Annotated in this window: 23 protein-coding genes and 1 tRNA gene; 8 read left to right on the forward strand and 16 right to left on the reverse strand. The window is 72.4% G+C overall.

Annotated features, from left to right (window positions below):
• Positions 1–323 precede the first annotated feature (323 nt).
• The 3 genes from AB0D74_RS05610 to AB0D74_RS05620 form a co-directional block, all read right to left on the reverse strand.
• On the reverse strand, positions 324–1,259 hold the full coding sequence (locus tag AB0D74_RS05610) for an RNA polymerase sigma factor SigF (RefSeq protein ID WP_362580844.1): 936 nt from the start codon (positions 1,257–1,259) through the stop codon (positions 324–326).
• Between the two features lie 190 nt (positions 1,260–1,449).
• Positions 1,450–1,743 (reverse strand): Dabb family protein, encoded by a 294-nt coding sequence (locus tag AB0D74_RS05615; RefSeq protein ID WP_362580846.1) that lies wholly within the window; start codon positions 1,741–1,743, stop codon positions 1,450–1,452.
• A 17-nt stretch (positions 1,744–1,760) separates the two neighbouring features.
• Positions 1,761–1,937 carry a hypothetical protein gene (locus AB0D74_RS05620; RefSeq protein ID WP_362580847.1) on the reverse strand — a complete coding sequence of 59 codons (177 nt, stop codon included), beginning with the start codon at positions 1,935–1,937 and terminating at the stop codon, positions 1,761–1,763.
• A gap of 222 nt (positions 1,938–2,159) precedes the next feature.
• On the opposite strand from AB0D74_RS05620, the gene AB0D74_RS05625 reads away from it, so the two are divergent.
• On the forward strand, positions 2,160–2,363 hold the full coding sequence (locus AB0D74_RS05625) for a PLDc N-terminal domain-containing protein (RefSeq protein ID WP_362580848.1): 204 nt from the start codon (positions 2,160–2,162) through the stop codon (positions 2,361–2,363).
• 45 nt (positions 2,364–2,408) lie between these two features.
• Here AB0D74_RS05625 and AB0D74_RS05630 read toward each other — a convergent pair.
• From AB0D74_RS05630 to AB0D74_RS05645, 4 genes are all read right to left on the reverse strand, one after another.
• Positions 2,409–2,493 (reverse strand) — tRNA-Ser (locus tag AB0D74_RS05630).
• A gap of 66 nt (positions 2,494–2,559) precedes the next feature.
• Positions 2,560–2,991 carry a tRNA adenosine(34) deaminase TadA gene (gene tadA, locus AB0D74_RS05635; RefSeq protein ID WP_294006499.1) on the reverse strand — a complete coding sequence of 144 codons (432 nt, stop codon included), beginning with the start codon at positions 2,989–2,991 and terminating at the stop codon, positions 2,560–2,562.
• Between the two features lie 56 nt (positions 2,992–3,047).
• Positions 3,048–3,575, reverse strand: a complete 528-nt coding sequence (locus AB0D74_RS05640) for a hypothetical protein (RefSeq protein WP_362580849.1) — start codon at positions 3,573–3,575, stop codon at positions 3,048–3,050.
• A gap of 441 nt (positions 3,576–4,016) precedes the next feature.
• A complete protein-coding gene (locus tag AB0D74_RS05645; RefSeq protein ID WP_362580851.1) occupies positions 4,017–4,223 on the reverse strand; it encodes a hypothetical protein in 207 nt (68 codons plus the stop codon).
• Between the two features lie 116 nt (positions 4,224–4,339).
• Between AB0D74_RS05645 and upp the strand changes: the two genes are divergently transcribed.
• Entirely contained in the window at positions 4,340–4,975 is a 636-nt protein-coding gene (gene upp, locus AB0D74_RS05650; RefSeq protein WP_189262743.1) for a uracil phosphoribosyltransferase, read from the forward strand.
• A gap of 281 nt (positions 4,976–5,256) precedes the next feature.
• On the opposite strand, the gene AB0D74_RS05655 is transcribed toward upp, so the two are convergent.
• Positions 5,257–5,913 carry a LytR C-terminal domain-containing protein gene (locus AB0D74_RS05655; protein ID WP_362580853.1) on the reverse strand — a complete coding sequence of 219 codons (657 nt, stop codon included), beginning with the start codon at positions 5,911–5,913 and terminating at the stop codon, positions 5,257–5,259.
• A 111-nt stretch (positions 5,914–6,024) separates the two neighbouring features.
• On the reverse strand, positions 6,025–6,321 hold the full coding sequence (locus tag AB0D74_RS05660) for a type II toxin-antitoxin system VapB family antitoxin (protein WP_003999914.1): 297 nt from the start codon (positions 6,319–6,321) through the stop codon (positions 6,025–6,027).
• Positions 6,322–6,433: 112 nt separating this feature from the next.
• Between AB0D74_RS05660 and AB0D74_RS05665 the strand changes: the two genes are divergently transcribed.
• Positions 6,434–8,080, forward strand: coding sequence for a helicase HerA-like domain-containing protein (locus AB0D74_RS05665; RefSeq protein ID WP_362580855.1), 1,647 nt, complete (start codon positions 6,434–6,436; stop codon positions 8,078–8,080).
• A gap of 76 nt (positions 8,081–8,156) precedes the next feature.
• On the opposite strand, the gene AB0D74_RS05670 is transcribed toward AB0D74_RS05665, so the two are convergent.
• The 4 genes from AB0D74_RS05670 to AB0D74_RS05685 all read right to left on the reverse strand — a co-directional run bounded on the left by AB0D74_RS05670 (position 8,157) and on the right by AB0D74_RS05685 (position 10,418).
• Positions 8,157–8,285, reverse strand: coding sequence for a hypothetical protein (locus AB0D74_RS05670; protein WP_362580857.1), 129 nt, complete (start codon positions 8,283–8,285; stop codon positions 8,157–8,159).
• A 58-nt stretch (positions 8,286–8,343) separates the two neighbouring features.
• The gene (locus tag AB0D74_RS05675; RefSeq protein WP_362580859.1) at positions 8,344–8,688 is read right to left on the reverse strand and encodes a hypothetical protein; all 345 of its coding nucleotides are present in this window, start codon (positions 8,686–8,688) and stop codon (positions 8,344–8,346) included.
• Between the two features lie 363 nt (positions 8,689–9,051).
• Complete coding sequence (locus AB0D74_RS05680; protein WP_362580861.1) at positions 9,052–9,702, reverse strand: HdeD family acid-resistance protein; 651 nt, start codon at positions 9,700–9,702, stop codon at positions 9,052–9,054.
• 86 nt (positions 9,703–9,788) lie between these two features.
• Entirely contained in the window at positions 9,789–10,418 is a 630-nt protein-coding gene (locus tag AB0D74_RS05685) for an HhH-GPD-type base excision DNA repair protein (protein WP_362580863.1), read from the reverse strand.
• A gap of 145 nt (positions 10,419–10,563) precedes the next feature.
• On the opposite strand from AB0D74_RS05685, the gene AB0D74_RS05690 reads away from it, so the two are divergent.
• From AB0D74_RS05690 to AB0D74_RS05710, 5 genes are all read left to right on the forward strand, one after another.
• Entirely contained in the window at positions 10,564–12,999 is a 2,436-nt protein-coding gene (locus AB0D74_RS05690) for a penicillin acylase family protein (protein ID WP_362580865.1), read from the forward strand.
• Complete coding sequence (locus AB0D74_RS05695) at positions 12,992–13,642, forward strand: GNAT family N-acetyltransferase (protein WP_362580866.1); 651 nt, start codon at positions 12,992–12,994, stop codon at positions 13,640–13,642. Before AB0D74_RS05690 ends, AB0D74_RS05695 begins: the two co-directional genes overlap by 8 nt.
• Complete coding sequence (locus tag AB0D74_RS05700) at positions 13,629–14,102, forward strand: cupin domain-containing protein (RefSeq protein WP_362581014.1); 474 nt, start codon at positions 13,629–13,631, stop codon at positions 14,100–14,102. The genes AB0D74_RS05695 and AB0D74_RS05700 overlap by 14 nt, the downstream gene beginning before the upstream one ends.
• Entirely contained in the window at positions 14,099–14,869 is a 771-nt protein-coding gene (locus tag AB0D74_RS05705; RefSeq protein WP_362580868.1) for an SDR family oxidoreductase, read from the forward strand. The genes AB0D74_RS05700 and AB0D74_RS05705 overlap by 4 nt, the downstream gene beginning before the upstream one ends.
• Positions 14,870–15,025: 156 nt before the next feature.
• Positions 15,026–16,927, forward strand: a complete 1,902-nt coding sequence (locus AB0D74_RS05710) for a copper resistance protein CopC (protein ID WP_362581016.1) — start codon at positions 15,026–15,028, stop codon at positions 16,925–16,927.
• Positions 16,928–16,985: 58 nt separating this feature from the next.
• Here the strand turns inward: AB0D74_RS05710 and AB0D74_RS05715 are convergent, their stop codons facing one another.
• From AB0D74_RS05715 to AB0D74_RS05725, 3 genes are all read right to left on the reverse strand, one after another.
• Entirely contained in the window at positions 16,986–17,495 is a 510-nt protein-coding gene (locus AB0D74_RS05715; protein WP_362580869.1) for a DinB family protein, read from the reverse strand.
• Between the two features lie 133 nt (positions 17,496–17,628).
• Positions 17,629–18,486 (reverse strand): hypothetical protein, encoded by an 858-nt coding sequence (locus tag AB0D74_RS05720; protein ID WP_362580871.1) that lies wholly within the window; start codon positions 18,484–18,486, stop codon positions 17,629–17,631.
• Positions 18,483–19,115, reverse strand: coding sequence for an RNA polymerase sigma factor (locus AB0D74_RS05725; RefSeq protein ID WP_362580873.1), 633 nt, complete (start codon positions 19,113–19,115; stop codon positions 18,483–18,485). The genes AB0D74_RS05720 and AB0D74_RS05725 overlap by 4 nt, the downstream gene beginning before the upstream one ends.
• Positions 19,116–19,282: the final 167 nt, after the last annotated feature.

A 19,282-nucleotide genomic window follows, 5' to 3' on the forward strand; every position in this document is an offset into this window, starting at 1 on the left:
GGCGGCGTTCCCTGCTAGGAACGATGCCTTCACCTGAATACCGGAGCCGGGGCCCCGGCAAACGCGCTTCCCGCAGAATGTCACATGTCGGCAACACGCTGTAGTGACATGTCGACATGCGAGATGCGAATCCGCCCTGGAAGAAGGGGGTCTGACGGTTTTTCGACCCTCAACTGTCGGGAAGTGCGCTGGTGAGCGATTCGCTCGCGCTGGTGATGGCTCGATCCTGTTTGCGGTTACGGTCTCACCAAGTCGCCCGGAGCGGATCTCGGACCGGTAACGGGCCCCTGGGACGGGCCTCTCGGCGGGCCTGGGGGCGGGCTCTAGGCCTCGATGCGGTTGGCCGAGCGCAGGCGCTGGAAGCTGCGGGCCAGGAGGCGCGAGACGTGCATCTGGGAGACGCCGAGCTCCGCGCTGATCTGGGACTGGGTGAGGTTGCTGTAGTAGCGCAGCAGCAGGATCCGCTGCTCCCGTTCGGGGAGTTGGACGAGCAGGTGGCGGACCAGGTCGCGGTGTTCCACGCCGTCCAGGGCCGGGTCCTCGTAGCCGATGCGGTCGAGGAGGCCTGGCAGCCCGTCGCCCTCCTGCGCGGCCTCCAGGGAGGTCGCGTGGTACGACCGGCCGGCCTCGATGCAGGAGAGCACCTCCTCCTCGCTGATGCGCAGCCGCTCGGCGATCTCGGCGGTGGAGGGGGAGCGGCCGAAGGCGGTGGTCAGGTCCTCGGTCGCGCTGTTGACCTGGACCCACAGCTCGTGCAGCCGGCGCGGTACGTGCACGGTGCGGACGTTGTCCCGGAAGTAGCGCTTGATCTCACCGACGACGGTCGGCATCGCGAAGGTCGGGAACTGCACGCCCCGGTCCGGGTCGAAGCGGTCGATGGCGTTGATGAGCCCGATGGTGCCGACCTGGACGACGTCCTCCATCGGCTCGTTGCGGGAGCGGAAGCGGGCCGCCGCGTAGCGCACGAGCGGGAGGTTTGCCTCGATGAGCGCCGCGCGCACGCGGTTGTGCTCCGGGGTGCCCGGCCTGAGGCCCTTGAGCTGACCGAAGAGCACCTGGGTCAGCGCCCGGGTGTCGGCGCCCCGCCGCTTCTCCGGGGCGGGGGCGGCGGCTTGGGCGGGGGGCTGGGCGGGATTCTGGACGGGAGCCTGTGCGGCGGCCTGAGCGGGGGTCTGGGCGGGGGCCTGGGCGGGGGCCTGGGCGGGGGTCTGAGCTGGGGCGGGCGCCTCTTCCTGGGGCGGCGCAGAACTGGCCGACACGGTCAACGCCACCTCTTCATCGGTCAATCATCCGTCAAAAGCGGTCATAGCATCACAAGACATGTGCACTGTGTGCAAGCACCTGGTAACGTCGTGTTGGGTATTAATACGGGCAAGTTGAGGCATAAGGCGCAGCAAAGCCCCCCGCCCGGCGGGCGGAGGGCTCAGGATCCGGAAGCGGCCGTACGGCTCAGAACTCGTAGTCGGCGATCACCCACGTGCCGAACTCCCGCCACTGTGCCGCGGCTGCCTGGTGGGCCGGGTGCTCCAGGTACCGCTTCAGCGCGTCCCGGTCCTCGACCGCCGAGTTGATCGCGAAGTCGTACGCGATCGGGCGCTCGGTGATGTTCCAGCCGCACTCCCAGAAGCGCAGCTCCTTGATCTGCCCGGCGAGGTCGGCGAAGGCCTGGGCGCCCGCGACGGCCCGCGGATCGTCGCGCCCGACGCCCTCGTTGAGCTTGAAGAGGACCAGGTGGCGGATCATGGGTACTCCCGGTACGTCTATTTCGCCCCGTCGGCCAGCCAGGTGAAGAAGTCACCGACAGCCTTCGCGGCGTCCGATATGCCCTGAAAGACTATCTGGACCCAGTCCGCCGCCCTGGGCGGGTCCGTGATGATCACGTAGAGCGCGAAGATCACGAGTACGTAGACGGCGATCTTCTTGGCGTTCACCGCCACCTGGCCTCTCCCCTGTCACTTCCCCCGGGTTCCCCCGGTTGCCGGGCGCGAGTGTAACCCTCCGATCGTTTTGTATGACCAACGGCGCGATGGGTGACGGTTTTTTTCTCGGCCGGTTCTTTCCCGACCGGTCGCGTGAACCGATCGCGGGGTCCGCTCCGATGAAGGGCCGAGGCAACGGAGGCGAACCCGGGTCGGCCGGGATCGAGAGGGAGAGCGCAGATGCTGATGACAACGGTGGCCTTCGGGCTCGTGGCCCTGCTGATCGTGCTCGTCGTGGCGGCACTGCTCGACTGTGTCCGCACGCCGGCGGAGCGGGTCAGGTACGTCCCGAAGTGGCTCTGGCTGCTGTTCCTGCTGCACACCCCGGTCTTCGGGGCCCTCGTCTGGAACTACGCGGGCAAGCGCCCCGAGCCGACGGCATAACGCCTGAAGGGCGGCTCCGATGCGGAGCCGCCCTTCAGACGACAGCGGTAGCGGAGGGATTTGAACCCTCGGTGACTTGCGCCACACTCGCTTTCGAGGCGAGCTCCTTCGGCCGCTCGGACACGCTACCGAGGGAGACCTTACAGCACGGTGGGCCGTGCTCCGAAATCGGTATTCGGGGGCCGGGGAAGGCGCCTCAGCGGGTGCGGAAGAAGTCCGTGAGGAGGCGGGCGGATTCGTCCGCGAGGACGCCCTCGACGACTTCGGGGCGGTGGTTGAGGCGCCGGTCGCGGACGACGTCCCAGAGGGACCCCGCGGCGCCGGCCTTCTCGTCACGGGCGCCGTAGACGACCCGGTCCACCCGGGACTGGACCAGGGCGCCGGCGCACATCGTGCAGGGTTCCAGCGTGACGACCAGGGTGCAGCCGGTGAGCCGCCACTCCCCCAGCGCCGCGGCGGCCCGGCGCAGGGCGAGCACCTCGGCGTGCGCGGTGGGGTCGCCGGTGGCCTCGCGTTCGTTGTGCCCGGCCGCGAGGACCGTCGTACCGTCCGGGGACAGCACGACGGCGCCGACGGGGACGTCCCCGCCCCGTACGGCCCGGCCGGCCTCGTCCAGGGCGAGCCGCATCGCGGCCCGCCAGCGGTCACGTACCGGGTCGGGGGACCCGGGGGCCTCGTGGAGGGTCAGCGGACGGTCTCCAGGACGTCGGAGGCGCCCAGGGCCTCGGCGATCTCGCCGAGCGCGTCCTCGTCCAGGGTCAGCAGCTCCTTCGCGCTCACGCCCAGGTCGTCCAGGATCGCGGCGTCGCCGACCGGGCCGGCCGGCACGGCGGAACCGTCCGCGTCCTCGTCCTCCTCGGCGTCCGGTTCACCGTCCTCGGTGCCGTCGAGGTCGAGGGCGTCCAGGTCGTCGGCTTCGTCCTTGGGCTCCCTTCCGAGCAGTTCGTCGGTGAGCAGGAGCTCGCCGTACGAGCTGCGGGCGGCGGCGGCTGCGTTGGAGACGAAGACCCGGGGGTCCTCCTCCCCGTCGACGCGCACGACGCCGAACCACGCGTCTTCCTGCTCGATGAAGACGAGCACCGTGTCGTCGGCCTCCGAGGCCGATTCCCGGGCCAGGTCGGCCAGGTCCGACAGGGTCTCCACATCGTCGAGCTCTGTGTCGCTCGCTTCCCACCCGTCTTCGGTGCGCGCGAGCAGTGCGGCGAAGTACACCGTGACTCTCCCACTGGTCTTAGGCGTGCCGGTTGGGGGTCCCCCCGGCGGAGGTTCTGGGCGGGGAGAGCTGTGCTCCGAGCCCCGCCCACTCGGAATCGTGGCAGAAACAAGGCGTTCAGGGGACGTCTTCGGCTCCCTGTGTCTGGCAGTTTTGATCGCACGTATGCAAAGAGCCATCCATGCGTCCGTCAACGCAGTCACCAGCGCACTCGTTGCCGCCACCTGCGGATCGTACGCGGGTTTTCCCGCGGCCCACGCACGGCCTTCCCCGTGACGGACCGCAACGCGCCACAAGGAGTGGATCTTTGCCGAAGGATCGGCTTTACGACTCTTGCCGAGTCTTGCCAACTCTTGGCGAGTCCTGCGGACTCCAGCCGGTCTTGTCGGGCTCCTGCCGGACTTGTGAGTTCCCGCAGTTCCTGCGGTTTTTACCGATTCCTACCGGCGGAACGTCCGCATCCGCATCGCGTGCCGCAGCCGGGCGGCCTTGGCGCGGCGGGGCTGGACCCGGTCGCGCAGCGCCCGCGCCTCGGCGAGCTCGCGCAGGAACCGGGCCCGGCGGCGGCGCCGCTCGGCCTCCGTCTCACCCTCGGGCGCGCCGTACGGACGGTCCGGCCGTTCGGGCGGCCAGGGAAGCTCGTCCACGGTCGCATCACCCCCGGTCCGACACCTCCACTTTCCCCCGGATGGGCGGTTTGATGCCAGGGCGGGCGAGCGCGGGCGTGCGCGAGGTGTGAGGGGGCGCGGTTACTGTTGTGGACATGCGTCTCCACGTCGTCGACCACCCCCTGGTCGCCCACAAGCTCACCACGCTGCGCGACCAGCGCACCGACTCCGCGACGTTCCGGCGGCTCGCCGACGAACTGGTCACCCTGCTCGCCTACGAGGCGACGCGGGACGTGCGGACCGAGGCCGTCGACATCCAGACCCCGGTGGCCGCCACGACCGGCGTCAAGCTCGCCCGGCCGCGCCCGCTGGTGGTGCCGATCCTGCGGGCCGGGCTCGGCATGCTGGACGGCATGGTGCGGCTGCTGCCGACCGCCGAGGTGGGCTTCCTGGGCATGATCCGCAACGAGGAGACGCTCCAGGCGTCCACGTACGCCTCGCGGATGCCGGAGGACCTCTCCGGGCGCCAGGTCTACGTCCTGGACCCGATGCTGGCCACGGGCGGCACGCTGGTCGCGGCGATCCGCGAGCTCATCCGGCGTGGTGCGGACGACGTGACGGCGGTCGTCCTGCTGGCCGCGCCCGAGGGCGTCGAGCTCATGGAGCGGGAGCTGGCGGGGACGCCGGTCACGGTGGTGACGGCGGCGGTCGACGACCACCTCAACGAGCACGGGTACATCGTGCCGGGGCTGGGCGACGCGGGAGACCGCCTGTACGGGGCCGCCGAGTAACCGCCGGTCCGTCCCTGCGGGGCGTGCGGGCGCTTCGGCGCACCGCGCTCCGCATCTTTGACCGCCGCGACCGCGCGCGGCCACGGCGGCGGTGTTCGGCGGTGTCTCGCTGTGCCCGGCGGGGTGTGCGGGCGCTTCGGCGCCGTGGGTGCGCGGATGCGCCGGTGGCTGCGGTTCGTCGTGGCTGGTCGCGCAGTTCCCCGTGCCCCTTCGGGGCGGCTGTTGAGCCGCCTGTTCCACGTGCTCACTGTCCCTTTGACCGCCGCGGCGGTGCCCTGGTCTCAGCAGCTCTTCTTCGAGGTCGCTGTCGTCGGTTTCGGGGCGGAGAGGGCTGTGATGGCCTTGGTGGCCGTGGCCTGGGGGGTGAGGGTCTTGAAGGCGTTGCCGATGATCAGGTCGACGGTGGTGCCCTTGCGGCCCGCCTCCGTGCGCTGGTCGGCCGCCGTCACCTGGGTGGCCAGGACCGGGAGCGAGGTCTTCAGGGCCGTGGCCGGGCCGAGCAGTATCGCCGTGCCCTTGACCTTCTGGTCGAACTTCGCCGGCGCGTTGCCGACGTCGCCGATCTTGAAGCCGCGCTTCTTCAGTTCGTCCGCGGTGTCCTTGGCCAGGCCCGTGCGGGTCGTGGCGTTGTAGACGTTCACCGTGATCTGGGCCGGCTTCGGGAAGACCGCGGCCGACGCGCCGGCCGCGGGGCTCGGGCTGGCGGCGGCCTGCTTGACGCAGTCTCCGGCCGCGCCGGCCGCCGAGGCCGTCCCGCCGTCGCCTGTGAAGACGTCGATGAGCTGCAGGGTGCCCCAGCCGACCAGGCCGAGCGCGGTGACGGAGGCGACCACGGAGAGGGCGAGCCGGGCACGCCGTCGGCGCGGGCGCATGCGAGGGTATTTGTCCCCTGTGATCCGGTACTGGCCGCCCATGCCGGGGGGAGTCAGCATGCTCATGAGCGCAGCGTAGTGCGCCGCGGGTGCGTTGACTAATAGATGATCATCCGACGGTGCTCGGTCCAACCCGAAAGGGGCAACCGGCGGCAAATGCCGGATGGCGCGCGGGTGTCAGTCGAGTTCGAGCACGCGCGCGTGCAGCACCTGACGCTGCTGCAGGGCGGCGCGGACCGCGCGGTGCAGCCCGTCCTCCAGGTACAGGTCGCCCTGCCACTTCACGACGTGCGCGAAGAGGTCGCCGTAGAACGTCGAGTCCTCGGCGAGGAGGGTCTCCAGGTCGAGCTGCCCCTTGGTCGTCACGAGCTGATCGAGGCGGACCGGGCGCGGCGCGACGTCCGCCCACTGCCGGGTGCTCTCCCGGCCGTGGTCGGGGTACGGCCGGCCGTTTCCGATGCGCTTGAAGATCACACGGAAAGCCTACCGGTCCAGACGTTCCGGGCGCAGCCATGGCGACCGAGTGCGACGCTGGAAAAGACACCGTAAAGGTCATCAAGTGGGCTAAACAGGAACAGGGGGTCCGATGACGAGTGCCGGTGACGCCGACGCAGCGGGCGTCAACGACCCCGCGGGCGTCGACGAGCCTGCGGGCGTCGACGAGCCTGCCGGTGTCGACGAGCCTGCCGGTGTCGAGGACCCCGCGGGCGCGGAGGACCCCGCGACCGCCGTCGATCCGGTGGTCGCCGGGATCGCCGCCGGGTACGCCTTCGCCGGTCAGGCGCTGGACCTCGGCGCCGTACTCCGGGACGGCCGGTGCTTTCCCGGCGCACAGGTCCGCATCCCCCTCGCCATGCTCAACCGCCACGGCCTGGTCGCAGGCGCCACCGGCACCGGCAAGACCAAGACGCTCCAGCTGATCGCCGAGCAGCTCTCGGCGCACGGCGTCCCGGTGTTCCTGGCGGACGTCAAGGGCGACCTGTCCGGCGTCGCGCGGCCCGGGCAGGCGAACGACAGGGTCGAGGGGCGGGCGGCCGAGGTCGGCCAGCAGTGGACGGCGACCGGCTTCCCCGCCGAGTTCCTCGCGCTCGGCGGCCTCGGCCACGGCATCCCCGTCCGCGCCACGATCACCAGCTTCGGCCCGCTGCTGCTCGCCAAGGTGCTCCAGCTCAACCGGACCCAGGAACAGTCCCTCGGCCTGATCTTCCACTACGCCGACACCAAGGGCCTGGAGCTGATCGACCTCAAGGACCTCAGGGCGGTGGTCGCCTTCCTCACCTCCGCCGAGGGCAAGGCGGAACTGAAGGACATCGGAGGCCTTTCGACGGCCACCGCCGGGGTGATCCTGCGCTCGCTCACCGCCTTCGAGGCCCAGGGCATGGCGGACTTCTTCGGCGAGCCGGAGTTCGACACGGCCGACCTCCTGCGTACGGCACCGGACGGCCGCGGCATCGTCTCGGTCCTCGAACTCCCCGCCGTCCAGGACAGACCCCTCCTCTTCTCCACCTTCCTGATGTGGCTGCTCGCCGACCTCTTCCACGACCTCCCCGAGATCGGCGACGCCGACCAGCCGAAGCTGGTCTTCTTCTTCGACGAGGCGCACCTGCTCTTCGACGACGCCTCGAAGGCGTTCCTCGACTCGATCACGCAGACCGTACGCCTCATTCGCTCGAAAGGGGTCGGCGTCTTCTTCGTGACGCAGACCCCGAAGGACGTACCGGCCGAGGTACTCGGCCAGCTCGGCAGCCGCGTCCAGCACGCGCTCAGGGCCTTCACCCCGGAGGACCAGAAGGCGCTGCGGGCCACCGTGCAGACCTTCCCGAAGTCGTCGTACGACCTGGAGGAACTGCTCACCGGGCTCGGCACCGGCGAGGCGGTGGTGACCGTGCTCGGCGAGACGGGCGCCCCGACACCGGTCGCGGCGACCCGGCTGCGGGCCCCCGAGTCGCTGATGGGGCCGGTGGCCGCGGCGGAGCTGGACGCGGCGGTGCAGGGGTCCGCGCTCCACGGACGTTATGCACAGGCTGTGGACCGGGAGTCGGCGTACGAGAAGCTGCAACGGACGCCGACGGCCGGGCGACAGGCCCCCGAAGCCCGCAGGGAGGAACCGCCGTCGCTGGTCGAGCAGGTGGTCGGCAGCGGGATGTTCAGGTCCCTCGCCCGGTCCGTGGGCACGCAACTCGGCCGTGAGATCACCCGGTCGCTGTTCGGTACGGCCCGCCGCCGCAGGTGAGCCGGGCACCCGCGGACGGGTCACCCGGCTCAACTCCGGCTCAACTCCGGCTCAGCACCGGTTCAGCTCCGCGGGATCAACCGCGTTTCTCGTCCTGCGGCAGAGGCCTCGGCGGCTCGGCCGTCTTCGTCTCCGGCTTGGGCATGCTGCGGACGGCTTCCGCGCGCAGCAGGGCGCGCAGGACCGCGTACGGGTCTGAGGACATGACTGTGTTCCTTGCGTAGAGCTGACTGACCTGGGGGAGTGCGGGACAGGCCGGTCGGTCAGCAGCGCAGGACCACGGTGCGCAGGAGGGGCGTGGCGTACGGCGGACGGGGTGCCGTCGGGGAAGGGCGGTGCGGGTCCGCCGGGCCGGCGGGCGCCGGGTCGGGGAGCGGCGCGGGGCGCTGGGGTACGTCGGCGCGGTGCACGGTGCGGGCGGGTGGCCGCAGCGGGAGGTCGGGGACGTCGTGCTCGACGGTCTCCGCCGAGACGGCAGGGGAGGCCGCGGCGAGCGCCTCGGCCGCCGTCGGGACGCCGGCCAGCAGCAGGACGAGCAGCAGCACGAGCGCCCGCGGCCAGGCGGGGCCTGACCGTGGGCGACGTCCGGCCGGGAGACCGCTGCTCATACCGGTCATCTCCCCACAGAGTGGGCGGTGTTCATCGCACCAGACGCGAGATCCGCTCGCTCGGCGTACCTGCGGGGCGCGAGGTTGACGAAACGGAGGGGGTGGCAAGGCTCGCGTCGCGCACAAGGCCCGCGTCGCGCACAAGGCTCGCGCCGCTCACAGAGCCCGCGCCGCTCACAAAGCCCGCGCCCATAAGGCCTGCGCACGCCAGGCCCGCGTCCACGAGGCCTGCGCTGACGAGGCCGGTGTTCGCGTGGTTGGTGTTCGTGAGCCCTGCGTCCATGAAGCCCGCGTCCATGGAGCCCGCGTTTGCGAGGCCTGCGTGTGTGGAGCCGGAGCCGGAGTCGGAGTCGGAGCCGGCGTTCACAGGGTCTGTGGGATCTGCTTGGCGCGGCTGCGGATGCCGAAGGCCGTGACGATCTCGACGATGCCGACGACGACCAGCCAGATGCCGGCGACGAGGGTGAGTACCGCGACCGACTTGAACGGCGAGACGATCAGCACGACGCCGGCGACGAACGTGACGATGCCGAGGAAGACCTGCCAGCCCCGCGCGGGCATCCGCGAGTCGGAGACGGCGGCCATGGTCTGCGTGATCCCGCGGATCAGCCAGCCGATGCCGATCCACAGGGCGAGCAGCAGGATCGACTCCAGCGGGCCGCGGAAGCAGAAGAGGCCCAGCACGATCATCAGCGCGCCGCTGATGAAGGCCAGCACCCGCAGCGCGGTCGACCGGTGCGTGCCGAACGCGGCGATCAGCTGGAAGACACCGGCGATCAGCAGGTAGATGCCGAAGAGCACACCGGCGGCGAGCAGCGAGGCGCCGGGCCAGACGAGGACCAGGACGCCGAGGATCAGGGAGGCGATCCCGGTGAGCAGGACGATCTGCCAGGCGGCCCGGGAGAGGGCGTGCAGCGGTCCCTCGAGGGGCGGTTCGGGCTCATGCCGGGCGGTGCCGGTGGCGTGCGCCTTGCGGTCGTCGGCGGCGGGGCCGGTGCTGGGGGGCTCGGTCATGGTTCCAGCTGAGACCGGGTGCGGCGCCGGTGCCAGCAGGGAGAGGCTGATCGGATGACGCCCGGAGCCCCACGGCGGCCCCCGGCCTACGACGTGGCCCCGCCCTTCGCCGTCTTCGCTGCCTTCTCCGCCTTCGCCGCCGCCTTCATCTCCTGCTTGTGGGCCCGTACCTTCGCCAGCGACTCGGGCCCGGTGATGTCGGCCACCGACCGGTACGCCGCCGGCTCCCCGTACGCCCCGGCCGCCTCCCGCCACCCCGTCGGCGTCACCCCCAGCTGCTTGCCCAGCAGCGCCAGGAAGATCTGTGCCTTCTGCTTCCCGAACCCGGGCAGTTCCTGGAGCCGCCCGAGAAGCTCCGCCCCGCTGTCGACGTCACGCCAGATGCCCTCGGCGTCACCGTCGTAGTGCTCGACGAGGTACTGGCACAGCTGCTGGATGCGCTTCGCCATGGAGCCGGGGTACCGGTGCACGGCCGGCTTCTCGGAGAGCAGCGCGCCGAACGCCTCCGGGTCCTGGGCGGCGATCTCGTGCGCGTCCAGGTCGTCCGTGCCCATGCGCCGGGCGATGGTCGCCGGCCCCTTGAACGCCCACTCCATCGGCACCTGCTGGTCGAGCAGCATGCCGATGAGCGCGGCGAGCCTGCTGCGGCCGAGGAGTTCGTCGGCCTCGGGGTCCTGGGCGAGGTGCAGGGCGGGGGAGTCGGCGTTGGCGTCCATGGCTCGATGATCCCGTGCCCGGACCGCCGCCGCGCGCTCGCCGCCGCCCGCCCTCCCCCGGCCTCCTCGACTCCCTCACCCCTCGCGTACGATTCCTCCGCGATTCAGCTTAGGTAAGGCTAACCTCAGACAAGGGGGTCACCGGGTGACCATCGAGACGTACCGCGACGCCTGGGGCATCCCGCATCTGCGGGCGGCCGACGCCCTCGAACTCGCCCGCGCGCAGGGCCGGGTCACCGCCCGGGACCGGGCCTGGCAGCTGGAGGTGGAACGGCACCGTGCGCAGGGCACGTCGGCGTCCTTCCTCGGCGCCCCGGCCGTCGCCTGGGACGTCTTCGCCCGCCGGGCCCGCCTGGCGGACACGGCGCGGCGCTGCTTCGAGGCGCTGGAGGGACGGGACCCGGAGACGGCGGACTGGGTACGGGCGTACGTGGCCGGCGTCAACGAGGGCCTGCCGGCCGGCGCCGCCCGCACGCCGGAGTTCGCCCGCACCGGCCTGGCCCCCGGCACGTGGGAGCCGTGGCACCCGCTGGCCGTCTGGCTGGCCACCCACATCCTGTTCGCCGGTTTCCCGGCCAAGCTGTGGCGCGAGGAGGCGATACGGCACCTGGGCGAGGAGGCGATCCCGCTCTTCGCCACGGACGGTCCCGCCACCGCCGGCAGCAACGGCTGGCTCCTTGCAGGTTCCCGCACCACCACCGGCCACGCCCTGCTCGCCGGCGACCCGCACCGCTTCATCGAAGCGCCCGGGGTCTACCAGCAGATCCACCTCTCCTGCCCGGAGTTCGACGTCGTCGGCCTCGCCGTCCCGGGCGTCCCCGGCATCGCCCACTTCGCCCACACGGGCACGGTCGCCTGGTCCATCACCAACGCGATGGCCGACTACCAGGACCTCTACCGGGAGCGCCTGCGGCGCACCGAAACCGACGTACAGGCCCTCTCCCCGAACGGCATCTGGACCCCGACCACCCGCCACACGGAAACCATCGAGATCTCCGGCAACCCCCCACTACACATCGAACTCCTCGAAACACCCCGGGGCCCGGTCATCACCGGGCGCCCGGGGGAGGCAACGGAAGCGGAGGAGGCAGCGGAGGCGGTAGAGGCAACGGAAGCGACGGAGGCAGCGGGGGCGGTAGAGGCAACAGAGGCGGCAGAGAAAACGGAAGCGACGGAGGCGGAGGTAGCGGAGGCGGCGGAGGTAGCGGGGGCTGCGGAGGCGGTAGAGGCAGCGGAGGCGGGGGCTGCGGAAGCGGCGGGGGCCGCGGAGGCGGGGGCTGCGAGGGCAGTGGAGGTGGCGGGGAGCGGTGGCGGTCTGGCGCCGGTGGCCGCCGATGGCGCTCAGCCCCCACAGGGGCCACCCGCACCCGACGACGAAACCCGCACGGGTGGTGCGGGTGGGAGGACATCTGCCGATGGCGAAGCCGAGGCGTTGGCGTTGCGCTACCCACCCCGCGTCACCGGAGACCTCGGCTTCAGCGCCCTCCTCCCGCTGCTCCGCGCCCGCGACGTCACCGACGTCGACAGGGCCTTCGACGCCTGGACCGAGCCCGTCAACGTAGTCCACGCCGCCGACACCGCCGGAGGCACCCTGCACCGCGTCGCCGGCCGCGTCCCCGTCCGCTCCCGCACCAACCGCACCCGCCTCGCCCCCGCCTGGCTCCCCGGCCACGACTGGCAGGGCTGGCACGAGATGCCGTACGGCGACCTCACCGACGGCGTCGCCGTGATGGCGAACCAGCGCGGCCCGGCCACCCCCCTCGGCGTCGAGTTCGCCCCGCCCCACCGCGCCGACCGCATCCGCGCCCTCCTCGACGAGCGCCGCACCTGGTCCGCCGCTGCCCTGCCCGTGATCCACACCGACACCCACCTCGCCTCCGCCGCCCCGCTCCTCGACCACCTGGCGGCCCTCGACGGCCTCGACGACCTCACCCCCGAGGCCGCCGCGCTCCGCGACCGGCTCCTCGCCTGGGACCGCCGGATGGACGCCGGCAGCACCGACGCCGCCGCCTACGCGGCCGTACGCTCCGCCGTCGTACGGCACCTCGCCGCCCACCCCGCCTTCGCCGCGCTCGCGGACCCCCCGGCCCACCCCGAGGTCCTGCTCCCCTGGCTGGCCCTCACCCCCCGTATCGCGTTCGCCCTCGAACACCTGCTGCGGGCAGAGGAGTTGTACGGCGTCGACCGTCCTGCCGTCGTACGCGCGGCCGTGGAGGAGGTCGCGGCCGACGCGCCCACCGGCACCTGGGGGGACACCCACCGCCTCGCCCCCTGGCAGGCGCTGCCCGACCCGGCGCCGTACGACGGACCGGCCCTCTCCGGCGACCACGACTGCGTGCTGTGCACCTCCGCCGTCCCCGGCCTCACCGACCGCTCCGCGCGCGGCCCGGCCGCCCGCTACGTCTGGGACCTGGCCCGCCGCGACGACAGCCTGTGGGTGGTCCCGCTCGGCGCGGACGGCGTCCCCGGCACACCCCACCACACCGACCAACTCCCCTTGTGGCTCAAGGGAGAACTCGCCCCGGTCGTCACCGACTGGGACCGCCTGGACCTCGTAGAGGAGACCGAGAACGATGGCTGAGCAGCCCCCCGCCCCCTTCCCTCTGCCCACCCCCGCGCGCGGCTTCGCGCACACCGTCCCCGGCTTCGGAACCGTCCGCCTCCGCCCCCTCGACCCCGCGCGCGACGCGGCCGTCGTCCACACCTGGGCCGACACGGAACGCGCCGCCTTCTGGGGGATGACCGGCCTCACCCGCGCCCAGGTCGCCGAGATCTACGCCCACATGGCGACCCTCGACACCCACCACGCGTACCTGGCCGAGAAGGACGGCACCCCGGTCGGCCTCCTCCAGACGTACGAGCCGGCGGCCGACCGGGTGAGCGAGTGCTACGACGTCCGCCCCGGCGACATCGGCGTCCACGTCCTCCTCGCCCCGGCCGGACCCGAGGGCCCCCGGCCCGGCTGGACGGAGGCCCTGCTGACCGCCTTCACGGCGTACGTCCTGCTCGCGCTCGACCGGCACCGCGTCGTCGTGGACCCCGACGTCCGCAACGAGAAGGCGATCGCCCGCTTCCGGCGCCAGGGTTTCGAGCTCGGCCCGGCCGTCGTCCTCCCGGAGATCGACCTCCCCGACGTCCACCTGCCCGAAAAGCGCGCTCAACTGGCTTTTCTCCCGAGGCCGGTAGCCTTCCCGGATGTCCTCCCCGACGCTGACCCCCGATGACCTCATCGCCCACTACGGCCTGGAGCCGATCCCCCGCGAGGGCGGTCTGTTCCGGGAGACCTGGGCCGGTCCCGCCCGCGCCGACGGCCGCCCCGAGGGCACCGCGATCGTGGTCCTCCTCACCGCCGACGACTACTCGGCCCTGCACCGCCTCCCCACCGACGAGATCTGGCACTTCTACCTGGGCGACCCCCTGGACCTCCTGCTCCTCGCCCCCGACGGCACCGCCCGCACCCCCGTCCTCGGCCCCGACCTGCGGGGCGGCCAGCACCTCCAGCTGACCGTCCCGGCCGGCACCTGGATGGGCGCCCGGGTGGCGACCCCCGGCGCCTGGACCTTCTTCGGCTGCACCATGGCCCCCGGATTCACCTTCGAGGGGTACGAGCACGGGAACGCGGCCCACCTCACGGCGCGTTACCCGTCCGAAGCGGCCCGCATCACGGAACTCTGCCGTCCATGACGAACAACCTCTTGGAAGGACAGACCGCCCTGGTCACGGGCGCGAGCGGCGGCATCGGCCGGGCCATCGCCCGGCGCCTGGCGGAGGAGGGCGCGGCGGTGGCCGTGCACTGCCGTACGGCGGTACGCGCGGCGCAGGAGGCGGCCTCGGACATCGTCGCCCTCGGCGGCAGGGCGACGGTCGTACAGGGAGACCTGAGCGATGAGGAAACCTGCCACCGCGTCGTCCGCGAGGCCGCCGCGTGGGGCGACGGCCGCCTCACGGCCCTCGTCAACAACGCGGCCGTACAGCCCGTACAGCCCCTGCCGGGCATGACTGCGGCCGACTGGCGCGCGGTCGTCGACACCGACCTCACCAGCGTCTTCGCCTGCACCCAGGCCGCCGCCGAGATCATGCGGGCCCAGCCCGGCGGCGGCACGGTCACCCACATCGCCTCCATCGAGGCGACCCATCCGGCCGCCGGTCACGCCCACTACAGCGCGGCGAAGGCGGCGGTCGTCATGCACGCGAGATCGGCGGCCCTGGAGTACGGCCCCTCCGGCATCCGCGTCAACTCCGTCTCCCCGGGCCTGATCGACCGGGAAGGCCTGGCGGAGGCCTGGCCGGAGGGGGTCCGGAGATGGCAGGACGCCGTACCCACGGGCCGTTTGGGCACCGCGGACGACGTGGCCGACGCGGTGGTCTTCCTGACCTCACCCCTCGCATCCTGGATCACCGGCCACGACCTCGTGGTCGACGGAGGGGTATCCGCTCGACCGACGTGGTGATGAGCGCCCCCGCAAGGGGCGCGGGGAACTGCGCGACCAGCCACGACGAGTCCGCAGACAAAATGAGCGCTACAGGCTTCCCAACCGTATGACCAGAGAACGCGTGTTTCCGAACTCGGAGCGGGTGACGTGAGCGAAGGACACGACCAGCGGCAGATGCCGACCGGCAACCACAGGGTTCTGCGCGCCTTCGCGCTCCTCGGCGCCCTCCTCGCCGCCCTCCTCCTCGCATCGGCCGCCCCCGCCTCCGCACACGCCGCCCTGCGCGGCAGCGACCCCGCCGACGGCGCCGTACTCAAGTCGTCGCCGGGGTCCGTCACCCTCACCTTCACCGAGGCCGTCGGCCTGCTCGACGACTCGTTCCGGGTGTACGACCCCACCAACCACCGGGTCGACACCGGCGAGGCCGAACACGGCCCGGCCGGCTCGGACACCGCCCGGATCACCTTCCCGAAGAAGCTGGGCACCGGCACGTTCACCGTGGCCTGGCGGGTCGTCTCGGCGGACAGCCACCCTGTCTCCGGCGCCCTCACCTTCTCCGTGGGCAAGCCGTCGGCGACCACGACGACCGTCTCCACCGGCCCCGTCGAGAACCCGCTCACCGGCAGCCTCTACAACATCGGCCGCTACGTCGCGTACCTCGCCGTGGCCCTGCTGATAGGCGCCCTCGCCTTCCTGGCCGTCTGCCGTCCGCCGGACCCCGCCCCGCTGCGCACCCCGGTCCGCACGGCGTGGTGGGTGCTGCTCGCCGCCACCCTGTTCCTCTTCGTCCTGCGTTCCCCGTACGAGGAGGGCACCTCCCCGGCGGCGGCCTTCGACCTCTCCGCCCTCGCCAAGTCCGCGACCGGCCGCCCCGGCCTCACCCTGCTGGCCAGGGTGGCCCTGCTGGCGCTCATCGCGGCCCTCCACCTCCTGCTCCGCAAGCGCGTGAGCCGCGACAACCCGTCCCGCCCGCTGCTCGCCATGGCCGCCGCCCTCGCCGTCGCCCTGGCCCTGACCTGGGCGGCGGCGGAACACGCCTCGGCCGGCATCCAGGTCCCGCTGGCGATGACGTCGTCGGTCCTGCACCTGCTGTCGATGGCGCTCTGGATGGGCGGCCTCGCGGCCCTCCTCATCACCCTCCAGCGCTCCGCGACCCCGCTGCCGGCCGCCGTCGTCACCCGTTTCTCCCGCGTGGCCTTCGTCTCGGTGACCGTCCTCGTCGTCACCGGCGTCTACCAGTCCTGGCGCGGCCTCGGCTCCTGGCAGGCCCTCACGGACACGTCGTACGGCAGGCTCCTCCTCGTCAAACTCGCCGGGGTGACCCTGCTGCTGGCGGCTGCCTCCCAGTCCCGTCGCTGGACGGCGAAACTGGCGTCGCCGGCGCCGGTCGTGACGGCCCCCGAGCGCGTCCCGCTGCCGGTCGGCGCCCCGGCGGACGCATCGGCTCCACCGGCCGCATCGGCCCCACCGGCTTCACCGGCTTCACCGGCCGAGGAGGCGGACACACCGCCCCTCGACGAGCCTCCCGCCACCCCCGGCGTCCCCGCCACTCCCGGTGCTCCGGCCACCCCGGCCGGCCACCACCAGGCCGCCCTGCGCCGTTCGGTCCTCGCCGAAGTCGCCGTCGGCGTCGCCGTCCTGGGCATCACCACGATCCTCACCGGCACCCTGCCCGGCCGGGCCGCGGCCGAGGCGGCCGAGCAGGGAACGTCGTCGGTCGCCACCGGCATCCCCGCGGCCTCCGTCGCCACGGTCCCCTTCGACGTCGGCACCCCGAACGGCTACGGCAAGGTGCAGATCACCCTGGACCCGGGCCGGGTCGGCGCGAACTCCGTACAGGCGGTCGTCTTCGGCCCCGACGGCGGCATCTCCGCCGTCCCCGAACTCCGGCTCTCCTTCACCCTCGCCGCCCAGAAGATCGGCCCGCTCCCCGCCAACGTGACCGACCGCGGCGGCTACTGGGCGGCCGACTCCGTCAACCTCCCGATCGCGGGCGAGTGGACGATGGCGGTGACGGTACGGGTGTCCGACCTGGACCAGGTGACGGTGACGAAGAAGATACGCATCGCCGCCTAGCCGCGCCGTTCCCCGCCGCCGCCCCCGAGCCCGACCGCACGGGCGCGTCCAGACGTGTTCAGGCGCCCACGGTCCCGTCGACGCCCTCGCGCAGGAAGTCGGCGTGCCCGTTGTGGCGGCCGTACTCCAGCAGCACGTGCAGCATCACCATCCGCAGCGACACCTCCTCCTCCCACCTCGGCTGGTACCCGGCCCGGTCCAGGGAGTCGGACGCGCGCTCGATACGGCGCGAGGTCTCCACCTCGGCCTCCCAGGCCGTGAACGCCTCTTCCCTGGTCGACCGGCTCGCGTCGTACGCCGCCTGGAAGTCGATCTCGTCGGACCACACCATGGGCGCGTCCTTGTCCTCGAACACCCGGCGGAACCAGGCGCGTTCCACCTCCGCCATGTGCCGCACCAGACCGAGCAGCGACAACGTCGACGGCGGCATGGACCGCTGCCGCAACTCCTCGTCGGTGAGTCCTTCGCACTTCATGGCGAGGGTCGCCCGGTGGTAGTCGAGGAAGGCCCGCAGCATGTCGCGTTCACTGCCGAAGCTGGGCGGTCCTGTGCGGTCGTCGCTGGTCACTGGCCGTACTCCTCGTCGGTCTCGCTCATCCCGTATCCGGTATCCCGCATGCGGTGCGCGGTGCGCGGTGCGCGGTGCACCGGGTGCCGTGCGCTGCTCCATGCTGCGTCATCCATCGGGCGGTTCCCCCCGGCTATCTGTCCTTGTCCTTTGCCTTGTCCTTGTCCTTGCCGTTGTCCTGGCCGCCGTTCGCCTGGCTGTTCCCGGGGGTGCTCTTGGCGGACCTGCCGGTGCCGGTCAGCTGCTCGGAGCAGTAGGCGGCGACCCTGTCATCGCCCCCGGCCGCCGTGACGAGCCGCTGCCAGGCCGTCGAGTCGAGGGCCTTGCCACGGCCCTGGACCTGTTCGTAGGCACGGCAGTGGGCCGCGGTGTCCTGGGCGTTGGCGGGCCGGTCCGTGGGCCGCCCGCCGCCGGCGGACGAGGACGGTGACGAGCCCGCGTCGCCCGGCCGGTCCGGGGCGACGGCCGAAGGGCGCGCGGTGCCCCGGCCGGTGCCGCTGCCGCTGCCGGTGGCATCGGTGGAGGAGCCGACGGCCGCGACCGCCACACCGCCCAGGGCGAGCCCCGCGAACACCACGCCGAACGTCAGCTTCACCGGACGGCGGGACCGCCGCTTCTCCGCAAGCCGCCGCCAGTCGTCCCGGCGCCGGGTCCGGGTGCGCGCCGGTCGCCCGCCTGCGGAGTGGGCGGCCCGGAAGGCGGCCACGGCCCGCTGCTCGGCGTCGGGGGCGAGATCGTCCGCGCGGATGGCGGTCGCGAGGACCGACTCCAGCACACCCGCGTCACCCGCGTCACCTGGGTTACCCGCGCCACTCGCGCCCGCGGGGCCGGACAGGGCATCGCCGGTCTGCGTACGCCGACGGCCCGGTGCTCCGCCGCCGCTCCGCCGCTCGCTCATGTCCGATTCCGTTCCCTGTCCGGCCGTTCCGTCCTCGTGCGGTGTGCCGAGCCCGGTGTCCTTCCGCCGACCACCGTCACCGACGTTGTTCATGTCGACTCCCCAAGCGTGCGGGAAGCCTCATCCGTCACACCCTGCTCCGCTGCACCGCCGATGCCCAGCTGACGGGCGAGGCGTTTCAGGCCGCGGTGCGTCGCGGTGCGCACCGCTCCGGGGCGCTTGCCCAGCACGCGTGCGGCGGCGGGACCGTCCAGGCCGACGACGACCCGCAGCAGCACGGCCTCGGCCTGGTCCCGCGGGAGTCCGCGGACGAGTTCCAGGGCCCGCTCGGTGGAGATCGACTCCAGGGCCTGCTCGGGGGTGTTGTGCGGGCCGGCCAGGTCCAGCGCCTCCAGGTCGGTCCCGGCCGCCTGGGGCCGCACGCGGCGGCGCCGCAGATGGTCCAGCGCCCGGTGCCTGGCGATGGTCGCGGTCCAGCCGCGGAAGCCGGCCCCGTCGCCCTTGAAGCGCCCGATGTCGCGGGCTATCTCCAGCCAGGCGTCGGACGCCACGTCCTCGGCGTCGTCGCCGACGATCCCGCGGAGGTAGCCGAGCAGGTTCGGCTGCACGATCCGGTAGGCGACCGCGAAGGCGGCCTCGTCGCCCTCCTGTGCCCGTGCGACCGCAGCGCCCAGATCCCCGTCGTACTCCTGTACGCGCCGGGGTTGCCGTACCTGGCCCAAGATTGCCCTCGTTCGCACCGATCACAGCCGAGTCCACGTCGCCCGCCGCGCTCCGGTCGCGTCGACGGCCCCATCGTGACCAGCGTGCGGACTCACAGAAGTGTCACAACATCCCGCGAGCGCGCGGTGGTGACGGTGGTGGCGCTGGTGACGGTGGCGGCGGTGCG

Origin of the sequence: Streptomyces sp. NPDC048278, from assembly GCF_040652195.1 — a bacterium.
GTDB lineage: Bacteria > Actinomycetota > Actinomycetes > Streptomycetales > Streptomycetaceae > Streptomyces.